Source organism: Rhodococcus mengyinensis (assembly GCF_048381435.1).
Taxonomy (GTDB): domain Bacteria; phylum Actinomycetota; class Actinomycetes; order Mycobacteriales; family Mycobacteriaceae; genus Rhodococcus_F; species Rhodococcus_F opacus_D.
This window is the reverse complement of sequence record NZ_JBLWIT010000016.1, coordinates 37,209-49,512: the sequence shown is the minus strand read 5'-3', so window position 1 is coordinate 49,512 and position 12,304 is coordinate 37,209. Positions and strand designations below refer to the sequence as shown.

The following is a 12,304-nucleotide window of genomic DNA, read 5'->3' as shown; positions in this document are numbered from 1 at the left end:
GTGGTGACGTAGTGCCGGGCTTCGCATTTGGTGAGCCAGAGGTCCTGTCCGACCGACGAGAGGTGTGGGCCGTGGAGTGCGGCGACGGTGAGGGTGCGGGTGACGGTGAGGGCGGTCAGGGTGCGGCCGATCACGGCGGAGGCAGGCACGATCCGGGCGATGGTGGGGTCCAAGGGGAGGTCCCGGCAGATGGTTTCGGCGATCGCACCGTCGGGGCTGTCGGCGATGTAGAGGTAGGCGTAGCTGCCGTCGAGGGAGTCGAACCTGCCGCCGGCGAGTTCGTCCGGTTGCGCGGTGGGGTTGGGGGCGTGTGGGGCGCGGTGGCTGCTGTGCACCCGCCACACCATGGTTCCGGCGGTGAGCACGGTGCGGTGTGCCGGCCGGAGTAACCCTGCGGCCGGTGGTTCGATGTTCGGCATCAGTCGGGCAGCACCGCGGCGGCGAGCCGCTCGAGTTCCCGACCGGCTGCGGGGTCCGGGTCGGCGGCGAGGTCGGCGGGGGTCTGCCCCTCGGGTAGGCGGGTGGAGGGGGTCAGCCACCACGACGCCACACCCCACGGGTCGGCGTCGGCGCCGAGCGTGGTGTTGATCGCGGCGACGGTGTCGCGGACCGAGGCGGTGGCCTCGTCGAACTGGAATGCCGGGTACCGGTAGCTGTTGCCGACGGGCAGGGCCACGACCTTGCCGGTGGTGCGAAGCCTCGAGGCGACGGTGCGATCGGCTGCGGGCCGGCGTAGGACGGCGGCGACCTGGCCGGCGGTGAGCATCGCGTGGTCGAGGATGTGCCGGCGGGCGGCTTGCTCGATCTCGGCTTGGGCGATGGCGTCGTCGACGAGGTCGGCGCCGATCCGGGCGGCCTGGGTGCGGTCGGTCAGGGTCGGTGCCATCGCCAGCAGCGCGGTGACCTGGTTGCGGACCAGGTGCATCTCGGGGCGGGCGGCGAGTTCGGAGGCGACGACGTCGATCAGTTCGGGGGTCGACAGATCCGACAAACGCCGTTCGTCCGGCGACGGAGCGGCGTGCGGGCGGTCGCTGGTACGTGTGTAGCGGCCGGTGGCGGTGTCTCGGCGCAGGCGGTGGCCGGCGAGCTTGTGGTGTCGCCGGGGAGAGATCGATCGGTGGGTCGACATGCGCACTCCTTGCTACGTTTGCACCGCAACCTTACATTGTTGCTTTCGTTGCGGCGAGTAGAAGGGGTGCATGCTGTTGATCACCGCCCTCTCAGGACAAAATGCGACCGTGAGCGACCGCACCGCAGCAGACGTCGAGTGTGAACTCGCCATGCTCGCCCACGTACGCGACCGCCTCCGGGCTTCGGAGGGCAACGACTTCCGCATCCCGACCACCGCCATCGACCAGGCCCTCGATGAGCTCAACAGTCTCGAACGATCACCGTGGGATCCCACCTGATGCCGTCCAGGGCCCGGGTGCTGGTCACCGGTATGAAGGGTGACAGGAATGGGGTTGGTCGCGCCCCGATGACGTCACCGGTGCTGAGTATCCGCTGCCACGTCACCGGCGTGCCTGGAAACCAGCCCAAGTCTCCGGGTCAGGGCACAGGCCACATACCCATCCCCGCCAGAAGGTGGTGCTGTAGGGGATGCCCAGGGTGATGGTGGCGACGAGGACACCGGATCCGGTCGCGGCGGCCGCGGGTGGCGGTGATTGCGGGGAGTTGGATGCTCGCACCTCGGCATCCCCGGCCGCGCCGGTGGTGAGGTTGCGCCAGTGCACGGTCCCGGTGCATCCGGTCTCCATGCGGAAGTACGTGAGACCCGGTGTCGCGGTATCGGTTCGCGCGATGACGCGGCCCTGGCAGATGCCCATCCACGTCGCATACTGAAACGACAGCGTGTTGCCGGCTACCGGCACTGGCAGAACCGTGTCGACCGGTGCCGCTAACACGGCAGGTGCGCCGACGATCGCAGCAGTCAGCGTCGCCAGGGTTGTGATTCCGGCCGCGAGAAGGCGCGGCAGACCGGGGGGCGATGAATCCTTCATGACCGGGTCCTTTCGGGCGATGTAGGGCCATTTTTCGCCGGACGGCGACCACGGTGTGCCGGAATCGCAGACTCCAGTGGAGACGTCGGCTGGCCGCGTCGACGTCCCGCCGGGCCCGGGCGGCGCTGTTTCTGTGCACAGGGGCGGGGGTACAGGACGGGGACGAAGTCGGTCCGCTCGATATCGAGCGTGAAGTTTGAGGAGTCCGTCGTGCCGCCTGCACATCATCACCGTCTCGCGCCGATCGTGGATGTATGGGACTGGCAGTTGGAAGGCCTGTGCCGCGGAGTCGATTCCGCCGTCTTCTTTCACCCCGACGGTGAACGCGGTGGGGCCCGTGCCCATAGGGAGGCCCGCGCCAAGGCGCTGTGCCGGCGCTGTCCGGTCCTGATCGAGTGCCGCGAGCATGCCTTGGTCGCGGCGGAACCGTTCGGAATTTGGGGCGGGATGTCCGAGTCGGAGCGTGCTGCGTATCTCCGTGAGCAGCACGACGTGGCAAGCTGACGTGACCAGCGGCGGTACAGTTTCGGCGCCCTCGACATGTCGGGCACTCGCCCTGAGTGGTTGGCCTGGTGGGGTACGCGGTAGTTGTGCCTCACCCGTTCGGTGGGGTGCTGGGGTTGAATGGGCGCCATGGTGTCGTCCGCGGTAGGAGAGCTCATGCGGCCCTGAGCCGGCGTCTGGGGCCGACGGAGCGTTTCGTGGATGGTGTGGCAGGCCACCTCGACGGCGTTGGCGGTCCTGGGGATCTACTCCTGGTCATTGCGGTGCCAGGTCCTGGGCACCGAGCTGGCACATCTGAATCCGGTCCGGGAGGCCCTTCGCTGGTTCGATCTCGGGTTCATCCCGCGGGACGTTGCGGTCAAGCTGATTGGACAGTCGTGCGGCGGCATTAGCGGCGCCGTCGTGGCTGTCGGCCGCTGCTTTCTCAGGTGTCGATCGAGGCACGAGTGACCGCCTACGAGTACGCCCACGTCGAGGCCTTCGATACCAGTACCGTCGATGCCCGCGGGAAGAGTCAGGTTCGTGGGGACAGATCATTCCAGGATCCGCGCTGAGGACAGCGCTATTGTTCTCGCGCACTGTCAGTGTCACGTCCAAGCCTTCGGTGCGAGCATCATCGCTGCGACGGATACCGCCACCGTCCGGTTGGGCGGGGCCGCTCATCTGCGGGCAAGCGCCGGCGTGTGCGTCACCGGCCCGTCGGCGGCCACGAATCTGACTATCGAACCGCATCCGATCAGCCGTCTCGCCGGTGACCTGAACCTCTGATCCGAACATCGAACACAGTTGGATCGGTTGCCGTCGAGCAGCGGCAGCGCACCGAGGGGGTATTGGGGGCGACGACGTGAGTTTTCGTGTGGCGCAGCCCCCGCCAACGATGGATATCAGCTGGCAGGGGCGCTACACGGACAACCTGCACATCAGTGACGAGCAGCGCACCACTGATTTTCGTGAGCCGGCACCGGGAAGTCCAGAGACTGTGATCCACGCCATTGAACAAATTTCTGCATCCCCGAATTGCCGAGCAGTAAGTGCGCGGTCGACGCCTTCGATCGGTGTCTGTATTCGTCACAGGTATCGGCTCGGGACTCGCCGGGGATGTGCCTGGTCTGGTTGTTGTGGGTGGGGAACAATGGCGGTCACACCGCGCCGAAAGAGATGGGGAGGAAACGATGTGGGAGTTGCCAGTTGAAGGTGGGATACCGTGGCTCGTTTGGCTTATCGACCTAGTAGTCAACGGTTCCTGACACCGAACTAATTACGGGTCGTTGACCTGTCGCGAGGGCATGGCCATGTGTCCGGGCGGACTTCGCAACGCGGCGGCAGCGTCGAGCAGCGGCCTCTGCTCTATTGGGGTCGGGCGGCGATGGTGCCGCGCTTGTCGGCGAATTGCCGCCGGTATGCGGTGGGGGAGGTGGCGAAGGTTGCCGTAAATCGTTGCCGGAGGGTGACGCTGCTTCCGAAGCCGCATTTGGTGGCGATGGTGTCGATTCCCCAGTCGGTTGTTTGGAGGAGGGCCCGCGCGTGTTGCAGGCGGTGTTCGAGGATCCAGCGTGCCGGGGTGGTGCCGGTGGATTGGTGAAAGTGGCGGACGAAGCTGCGTCTGCTCATTTGTGCCTGATCGGCGAGTCGGTCGACGGTGAGCGGTTCGTCGAGATGGGTCAGTGCCCATTGCTGGACTTCGGCCATCGTGGTGTCGGATGCCGGCTGAGCCAGGGGCCGGTCGATGTACTGTGCCTGCCCTCCTTCCCGGTGCGGGGCGACGACCAGGCTGCGGGCGATCCGGGTAGCGATGGCGGATCCGAGGTGTGTGCGCACCAGATGGAGGCAGGCGTCGATCGCCGAGGCCGTGCCCGCGGAGGTGAGGACGTCGCCGTGATCGATGTAGAGCACCGAGGAGTCCACGTCACTGCCGATGCTGCGTTCGGCAAGTAGAGGCATCGCCTCCCAGTGCGTGACCGCGGAGCGTCCTGCGAGCAGGCCGGTGTCGGCGAGCGCGAAGGCGCCCAGGCACAGGCCGGCAATGACGGCACCGCGGGCATGCGCGGCCGTAATCGCGGTCTTCAACACGTCGTTGACAGGGGTGAGGGACTGGGGCCAGGAGGGAATGACGATGATGTCGGCCCACTCGACGGTGTCCGGCCCCGCGACCTCGCCGATCGGGTATCCCTCGATGGTGCGGATGGTGCCTGCCTGATCGGACCACAACCGCGTCTGCCAGTCGTCGGCAAGGCCGAGGCGGTCCACCTCGCCGAACACCATCAACGGTGCCGCCAGGTGAAACATGGTGATGTCGTCGAACGCGTAGATCGCGATGCGCATGATGCCTCCGAGGTTGGCCTGATTCCATCGAAAGTATGCATCCATGCCACTCGCGGGCGAAAGCGAGGTGCCGAACACTGGGGACGGGCCCGCGCCCACAGGGTGGCGCGGCGCCATCACCGTTGAAGGAGAGACCTGATGACCGCACCCCGCCGCGCCCTTGTCGTCGTCGATGTCCAGCAGGAGTACTTCGAGGGGCCACTCGAGATCCAGTACCCGCCGCGCGCGGAGTCCCTCGCCAACATCGTCAACGCTATGAAGACGGCCACCGCGCGTGACCTCCCGGTTCTCGTGGTTCAGCATCTGATGCCGAAGGGCGCTCCCGTGTTCGTCGAGGGCACCGCGGGGTGGTCGCTGCATCCAGAGTTCGAACAATGCATCGATCCGGCAGCCAAGCGGGTGCACAAGCAGTATGGGAGTGTGTTCGCCGGTACGGATGTGGCGCAATGGTTTCACGCGCACAACGTGGACACCATCACGATCGTTGGATACATGACCAATAATTGCGATCTCGCCACGGCGGTGGAGGCCGAGGTGCTCGGGTTCGCCACCGAGATCCTGTCCGACGCCACGGGTGCGATCGATCTCGCCAACGAGGCCGGCACGATCTCCGCCGAGTCCTTGCATACTGCGCTGATGGTGTTGCTGCAGTCGAACTTCGCTGCGGTGTCGACGACCGTGCAGTGGATCGAGGCAGTGAGGTCGGGCTCGACGCTGCCCAAGAGCAACCTGGTGCAGTCCGCCCTCGATGGACGCTCGGCGGCCGCCCTCGCCTGACGGAAGCGACACGGGAGGCGATCGTCGGATCCGTATCGGTATCGACCGACTTTTTACGGATCCGACGATCACGGCAGTGTCAGTGGGATGCAGCAGACCCGCACCGGCAATGTCGCGAATAGTATCTCGATGGAAAGGGAACTGACTGAATGCATTCGCACAACGAAGAAGCCATGTTCATGTCCGACATCAAAGAGGCTGTGCCGGAGATGGTGTCGGCCTACTTCGGTTTCGACAAGGCTGTTTTCAATAAGAACTCTGACGGTCTCTCTCTGGCGACGCGTGAACTCATCGCTGTCGGCGTCGCCGTGACGACGCAGTGCCCGTACTGCATCGGGGACCACGCGAAGCGTGCGGTGGCGGCGGGAGCTTCGAAGGCCGATGTGGCCGAGGCGGTGATGGTTGCCGCTGTCCTGCGAGCGGGCGGCGGCGTAACCAATGGCTGGAAGGCCATGAAGGCCATCGCCAGCGACGACTAGTGATACTTGCGAGGTCGGGAAACTGTGGTGACGCCGCGTTGCGGTTCACCAAACCCCTCGGCGGGGGAAGGTGTTGATCCGTACGCGGGTGAGCTGCCTGGTGATCGAGTGGATTCCCTCACCCCCTTGACGGCCGGTGACACGGATGGGCGCCGCCGGCAGGCGTGGCAGCGGTTCTGCGACAATGTCGGACAGGCGACAGTGTTCGAGCACGGCCGGGATCTGGTGGAGGCGGCGACCGGTCTGTGGTCGTGGTGGTGTATTCGAGGACCCGGTCCGTCTCGTACACGGAGCAGACCCGATTGTGGTCATCGAGAACGACTTTCCTCCGGGTCGAGCGTTGCTGTGCCTGAATCGGGTCGAGCACTGTGCCGCCGCCGAGGCCAAGTCCGGGCGGCCGGGTCGCGGCTATCGGTGTTCGTCGATGACGAATCCGGACCATGACTACCCTGCGATCCCGCGGTGGACACGTAACCTCCTTAGCCGAGATGTCCGGACTCGGGGTACGGCGGGTGCGAGCGCCCGTGACCACGGGAAAGTGCAAGGGCGACCCGGTCATGGGGCGCCCGGCCCCGGGGACACGGTTGCCGTGGTGCGTGCGCCATCCCGTTGACGCGGCACGGCGGCACACGGTGTGGACTGAGTCGGTTCGCTCCCACTGGGAGCCGGTCAAGTTGGCGAGAGACGCTGGACTCGGCCACCGTGCTCCTGGCCGCCGGCACCCTGGGCCATCTCGGCTGCAAGATCAGGAACAGTGCGGCGCCGAGACCGGCGCGGGTACGGGCACGCATCCCGGCGGACTGCGACCGCAGTTGCCGCGCCAACCCACCGCCGTGGACAGCACCACGGCCACCGACAACATCGCCAACGTCTGCTACCAGGACAGGGCCCGAGGTCGCGAGCATCGCGCGAATATTCCGTTGACGATCAGACGATAAGACCGGCCGCGACCGTCACGCTGAACATACGGTCCCGTAAGGATGTCGGTGTCGGTGTCGGTGCCGGTGCTGTTGAAGGTCGGGTCTATTTTGGTGCTGGACGGGATGTCGAACTTGCCGTCACCAACAGTGCGTTGGAAGGGACGCCGCCGGAAAGGTTGTTGGCCTCGAGGCACTCTCGCAGCGTGGGCGTCAGGTCGCGGCGACTCGGAGCGGTGTGCCACACTTGCGTCTCGAAGGGGAAGATCGACTCCCGCCGTCGACGTTCGAGGTCCCTGACAGGTGTCATGGCGGGCGAGGCACGCGGTATCGCAACCGGTGTCGGTGTGGTCAGTGTCCTGCAGGGGCGACGACGTGCGACAACCTCGAGTAGGGCGACAGCGCCGATCGCGGCGGCAACCGCCACGGTGAACCCCCAGCGCTGGAGGTACTCCGGCGATGCCGCGACGGCCGCGTGGAGCGAGGTGGCGAACAGTGCACCGGCGGCCGCGACCGATACGAGCGTGGACCGCCGGTCTCGGGCGGAGGCGAGCGCGTGGGGCAGCAGACAGCTTTCAGCGCTGTCACACAGCTCACCGAGTTCGGTATGCAGAAACGCGATCTCGTCGGCGGTGCGGTTCGCCAGCGTTGATCGAAGGTGTGTCGATTCGATCCGCGGCGGGAGCCGGTGCGCTCCCGCGGGGTGTGTTTGCAGAAGCCGTGTCTCGATCATCCGTCTGCGGGCCGCCGCGATGTCGCCGAGGCCCCCGAGGGCGTCGCGTTCGTTCAGTTGGTGGCGGTTGCGCAGGAGCGACAGTACGCGTCGGTGGTCCGCCGAGTGCTGTGCGCGGAGGGCGATCCAGCCGATCAGGCAGTAGAGCATCTCACGGGTGCCCCGGTCGAGAGGGCCGGGACCGGTGGCGGCGGCACCGAGGTCGACGGCGAGGGCTCGGGCGTCGTCGCGAATTGCGATCCCCGATCCGAGACGTGACGCTCTGTCGATCAGCGGGACCCGGTGCCAGCCCAAGTGGCCACGGTCGGAGCGGGACGCGGCCCCGGCGCAGGGTGTGGTGCCCGGTTCATCGACCAGTCGCCGAACCGCATCGACCCCGTCGGTGTGGACCTCGATGATCAGGCTCTCGAGGGTGTCCCGTTCGGTCCAACTAGGGCCGTGCATTGTCAGGCTGCGCAGCGGCCGGTAGACCCGGGATCTGGGCAGTCGGGTGTTCAGTCGTGGGAAGATGTCGGTCGGGGTGGCGTCGGCCGTCAGACCGAAGGGGCGGAGAAATGCTTCGATGCTGGCCCAGAATTCGGGGCTACCGCCGTCGCGAAGCGGATCATTGTGTCGGTCGATCAGGCTGCCGGCGCGGTCGGGGGTGAGTTCCTCGCAGGCCAGTACCAGTCCGTTGCCGGGTACTTCCCACAGTGACAGGCACGTGGCCGGGGGACCGAGGTAGCGGCGTTGTGGGCCGTCAGGCGCGCGCTGGCTATCGAGTGCGAGGCCGAACGCTATCGGGGGACTGCTGCGGTCGACGATGTGCCGGAACGCCAGCAACTGTGCGTGGGGGCCATCGTCTCCGGTGGCGGTGGGGGCGCTGATGCACGCCGGCAGGAACGGTTCGACCTCGTCGACCGCGGCTACCGGGACCGGGTCGGCGCTTTCGACGATATCCAACGGCAGCAGGATGACCCGCAACATTGCCCGGCCTCTCTTCGACGACAGCGAGGTCGGGTCCGGCCGGCGGGTGACGAGTCCAGGACGATTCATTTTTTGTTCCATCAATTCTCGACACATCCGGCACTCCTGCACCGACCAATAGGTCGGCACGGGAGACGGTCATCTCACCGGATGTTGTGTGCGTGCCCCTGGCTCGCTCACCCTGCTCTCGTTGGGAACACGCCCGTCCCGGCCGCGGAGGGGCCGGGACGGGCGTGTCAGAGGCCGGAAGTTGGCCCCCCGATCGGGTGGTCACACGCGGGGCGGACCAATAAAGACTGCGGTGTGCTTCCTTCGAACTCGGCAGGGTTTTGTGAGCCTCGTTCGCCGCTGTAGGAAATTGGACGAGAGTGCAGTCGATGATATTTCCAGGTTCCGAGCCGTTCTCTTCCGAATCTGGTACGTCTGATGTGGGCGCGGGTCAGGGCTGTTGGCCGAGTTCCCGGGGCAACATCATCGATCGTCAGGCGGCGAAGAGGGCGGCAGAATGCGGTGTTGACGCCAGTGTCGCGTCAGCTCTTCCTCTTTCGGGTGAGTTGAGTGGACTCGAGCGCCTTCTCTCGCTTCTCCGCCCGGCGCTCCTTGAGGGCCCGTGCGGACTGTTTCGAACTCTTGACAGCGGACTTGTCAGCCATTGTCGGTCCTTTCCGAATCGGCAACCGCGAACTAACCTCGACCATACCCAACAAAAGAAATAAGTCCAGTTCAGCGGCCGATCAGAGGCGGTTGGTAAGGGCTTCATGACGACGGGGTCGTCGGCGGACTGTTCCCCGATCCGAAATTCTCCCCGACGCCAGCTGCGCCCGGTGCGGTCGTCGTGCCGTTGTCCGTCGGGAGTTTCCGAGGTGCAAGGCGCGCAGGAAATTTCACGGGACTTGCGAATTTCTTGCCGATGGCTATGGTGCAGGGCAGCGTTAGTGGCATCTAGTTGGAGGACTGAAATGTGAGTGCAGCTACCGATCGTCAGTGGGCGGTTCGTGACGCTGTTCTGCGTTGGCTTCTTGCGAAGACAACGGAGGGTTATCGCAGCCCGATTCTGGACGCGGATGCCATCGGAGCAGAGGTCGGGTGGGTGGCTTCGCCGCTCACCCGCGACGAAGTGGTCGACGCCTCGATGTTCCTGTTCAAGGAGAACTATGTGACAGGCGTGCCGGTGATGGGTATCGGGATTCCACGACCGATGCTGACTGTCGCGGGACGTCGGGTGGCCAAGGCCGGAAAACCGCTGAGGTACAAGGTCGACGCTCACGAGGCGAAGGTGCGCCGGCATCTGGGCGGAACCGCTGGCAGAGACATCCGCGACGACGACGGCGGCAGTGAAGTGAAAGAGAGAATGGCTCGACCGGTCACTCGACGATGAGTACGTGAGCCGGGTTGAGCGCGGAACCGCTAGCGGTCCGCGCCATCGTCTGGGCACACCACCCCGCACCGACGCGGTCACCAGTCCGGTCGCGTCCCACAAGGTAGGTGTCGCGCGTACGCGTACTGCGTCGCGAAGCCTCGACCCACCTTGGTCGACTATCTTTTAGTTTGCGATCGGTACGGTCTGGCCCTTATGTCGGCGCCGGCTGGCCAGGGTGAATCACCGAAAAAGTCGGAACGATAGCAGGATTCACTTTAGTTCCTATTCGACTCGAGGTGCTCCGGATACATGGGCCACACCACGGGATTCGAGCCACATCCGGAGTCGGCCGACCCGCCCGTAAGCCTCGTCACCGGTGAACCATCCGAACGGCACCCCGGCATCGAGAGCCCGTTCGATCATCGTCTGCGCCAGGTCGGGTTTCGTCGCGAAAGCCACCTCGTCGCCGGATCCCGGCGGCCCGGCACCGCTCGCCGTCCTCGGTCCAGGCCTTCGGCAGATACAACTCCCGATCGATCAGCGCCCGGCCCCGGTCGGAGGCGTAGGCGAGAAACACCCCGATCTGGCTGTTCTCGATCCGTCCGGCCGTGCCGGAATACTGCCGGGCCACCCCGGCCGAGCGCGTGCCCTTCTTCAAAAACCCTGTCTCGTCGACGATCAACACGCCATTGTCGGCGTCACCGATCGTCTCGACCACGACCTCACGCACGTCGTCGCGGAGCCCCTCGCAGTCCCAGGAGTAGAAGTTCAGCAGCCGCTGCATGCCCTCCGGGCCCGCATCACCGGCCGCCTCGGCCAGTGTCCATCCGTTCTTGCGCTCGACCTCACCGAGCAGTCCGCGCACATACGCGCCCATCCGCCGCCGCGACTCCACCCGCGAAAACCGGTGGGCGAACCGCGCACAGAACGCCGTGAACCCCGCTGACCACTCCAGCACCTCTGGCTGCACACAAGATCAATTACCACAACAGTCCCATTAGTCACAAACTGTCGTTGCAGTACTAGTGCCGTGCCCGGGAACCTTTGCCCTGATTGGCGACACGCCGCCAGGTTGCGGCATATCGGCCACGACACCGGTCACCCTGGTCGGGTGGCGGAACGAGTACGAGTGCGTCCACTCGACGACGACGAAGGCAATCGGTTGGTGCGGATCATCCGTCGCGGCACCGGGTCGGTGGTGACCTGGCGGCGCGCCCAGATGATCTTGCTGTCCGCGCAAGGCATGCCGGTCCCGAAGATCGCCGAAGTCAGTTTCACCAGCGCAGATCGGGTGCGCGATGTGATCCATAACTTCAACACCGACGGGTTCGACTCGCTATACCCGAAATACGCAGGAGGACGCCCGAAGACGTTCACACTGCCCGAACGGCGTGAGATCAAGAAGATCGCCAAGTCCACCCCGGTCGAACACGACCTGCCGTTTTCGACCTGGAGCCTGACCAAGCTGGCGGACTTCCTGGTCGCCGAGGGGGTGGTCGACGACATCAGCCATGAGGGCCTGCGGGTTCTGCTCCGAGAGGAGGGCGTGTCGTTTCAAAAAGTGAAGACCTGGAAACGTTCGAAGGATCCGGAATACGCGGTCAAGAAGGCCCGCGTCGAGCACCTGTACGCGATCGCCGACCGGGAGGTCGTGCCCGAGCCCAGTGAGCCGGAGGTGGTGTTCTGCCTCGACGAGTTCGGCCCGCTGAACCTGCAGCCGCATCCGGGCCGGCAGTGGGCCGAACGCGGCGGCAGGCACAAGGATCCCGAGCGGGAGCCGAGGCGCCGCCGGCGAGCGACCTACAACCGGACGCAGGGGGTGCGGCACCTGTTCGCCGCATACGACTTGGCTACCGACAGGCTTTACGGGCATGTCAAGCTCACCAAGAACCGCACGACGTTTCTCGAATTCTGCCGGTACCTCCGCAGCCTGTACCCGACGGACGTTCGGCTGGCGATCGTGTGCGACAACTATTCGCCGCACCTGACCACGCGCAGGTGTCGTCGGGTCGCAAACTGGGCAGAGGCGAACAACGTCGAGATCGCCTACGCACCGACGAATAGTTCGTGGCTGAACCGGATCGAGGCGCAGTTCACCGCACTGCGCTACTTCGCGCTTGACGGCACCGACCATGCCTCTCATCGCGAGCAGTCCAGCATGATCCGCCGCTACATCATCTGGCGGAACAAGCACGCCGCCGACGAGAAATTACGGGAAATTGTCAACAAGGCAAACGTTGCCTGAT

The 12,304-nt window shown here is 65.5% G+C and carries 11 protein-coding genes and 2 pseudogenes; 6 read left to right on the top strand and 7 right to left on the bottom strand.

Translation table 11 applies throughout. From position 1 onward, the window contains the following. Positions 1-419, bottom strand: a 419-nt coding sequence (locus ACNJ7E_RS01945; protein ID WP_418338944.1) for an RES family NAD+ phosphorylase, incomplete at its 3' end; no start/stop codon positions are given. Continuing rightward, positions 419-1,129 carry a hypothetical protein gene (locus tag ACNJ7E_RS01940; RefSeq protein WP_418338943.1) on the bottom strand — a complete coding sequence of 237 codons (711 nt, stop codon included), beginning with the start codon at positions 1,127-1,129 and terminating at the stop codon, positions 419-421. The genes ACNJ7E_RS01940 and ACNJ7E_RS01945, both read right to left, overlap by 1 nt. A gap of 109 nt (positions 1,130-1,238) precedes the next feature. Between ACNJ7E_RS01940 and ACNJ7E_RS01935 the strand changes: the two genes are divergently transcribed. Further along, complete coding sequence (locus tag ACNJ7E_RS01935) at positions 1,239-1,409, top strand: hypothetical protein (protein ID WP_418338942.1); 171 nt, start codon at positions 1,239-1,241, stop codon at positions 1,407-1,409. Between the two features lie 102 nt (positions 1,410-1,511). Here ACNJ7E_RS01935 and ACNJ7E_RS01930 read toward each other — a convergent pair whose 3' ends face one another. Then, complete coding sequence (locus tag ACNJ7E_RS01930) at positions 1,512-2,000, bottom strand: hypothetical protein (RefSeq protein ID WP_418338941.1); 489 nt, start codon at positions 1,998-2,000, stop codon at positions 1,512-1,514. A 210-nt stretch (positions 2,001-2,210) separates the two neighbouring features. On the opposite strand from ACNJ7E_RS01930, the gene ACNJ7E_RS01925 reads away from it, so the two are divergent. After that, entirely contained in the window at positions 2,211-2,504 is a 294-nt protein-coding gene (locus tag ACNJ7E_RS01925) for a WhiB family transcriptional regulator (protein WP_052024068.1), read from the top strand. A 1,347-nt stretch (positions 2,505-3,851) separates the two neighbouring features. Here ACNJ7E_RS01925 and ACNJ7E_RS01920 read toward each other — a convergent pair. After that, complete coding sequence (locus ACNJ7E_RS01920; protein WP_418338940.1) at positions 3,852-4,826, bottom strand: GlxA family transcriptional regulator; 975 nt, start codon at positions 4,824-4,826, stop codon at positions 3,852-3,854. Between the two features lie 138 nt (positions 4,827-4,964). Here ACNJ7E_RS01920 and ACNJ7E_RS01915 point away from each other — a divergent pair, with 138 nt between their 5' ends. Continuing rightward, the gene (locus tag ACNJ7E_RS01915; protein WP_418338938.1) at positions 4,965-5,603 is read left to right on the top strand and encodes an isochorismatase family protein; all 639 of its coding nucleotides are present in this window, start codon (positions 4,965-4,967) and stop codon (positions 5,601-5,603) included. Positions 5,604-5,752: 149 nt separating this feature from the next. Next, complete coding sequence (locus ACNJ7E_RS01910; protein ID WP_418338937.1) at positions 5,753-6,082, top strand: carboxymuconolactone decarboxylase family protein; 330 nt, start codon at positions 5,753-5,755, stop codon at positions 6,080-6,082. Positions 6,083-7,105: 1,023 nt separating this feature from the next. On the opposite strand, the gene ACNJ7E_RS01905 is transcribed toward ACNJ7E_RS01910, so the two are convergent. Together ACNJ7E_RS01905 and ACNJ7E_RS01900 are read right to left on the bottom strand one after the other, a co-directional pair. Next, positions 7,106-8,767 (bottom strand): hypothetical protein, encoded by a 1,662-nt coding sequence (locus ACNJ7E_RS01905; protein WP_418338936.1) that lies wholly within the window; start codon positions 8,765-8,767, stop codon positions 7,106-7,108. A gap of 461 nt (positions 8,768-9,228) precedes the next feature. Next, on the bottom strand, positions 9,229-9,351 hold the full coding sequence (locus tag ACNJ7E_RS01900) for a hypothetical protein (protein ID WP_269454428.1): 123 nt from the start codon (positions 9,349-9,351) through the stop codon (positions 9,229-9,231). A 308-nt stretch (positions 9,352-9,659) separates the two neighbouring features. Here ACNJ7E_RS01900 and ACNJ7E_RS01895 point away from each other — a divergent pair. Next, positions 9,660-10,041 (top strand): annotated as a pseudogene (locus ACNJ7E_RS01895) (serine recombinase). Positions 10,042-10,349: 308 nt separating this feature from the next. Here the strand turns inward: ACNJ7E_RS01895 and ACNJ7E_RS01890 are convergent. Continuing rightward, a pseudogene (locus tag ACNJ7E_RS01890) lies at positions 10,350-11,028 on the bottom strand (IS701 family transposase); the annotation flags it as partial. Between the two features lie 141 nt (positions 11,029-11,169). Between ACNJ7E_RS01890 and ACNJ7E_RS01885 the strand changes: the two are divergent. Further along, positions 11,170-12,303 carry an IS630 family transposase gene (locus ACNJ7E_RS01885; RefSeq protein ID WP_418338935.1) on the top strand — a complete coding sequence of 378 codons (1,134 nt, stop codon included), beginning with the start codon at positions 11,170-11,172 and terminating at the stop codon, positions 12,301-12,303. Position 12,304 lies beyond the last annotated feature (1 nt).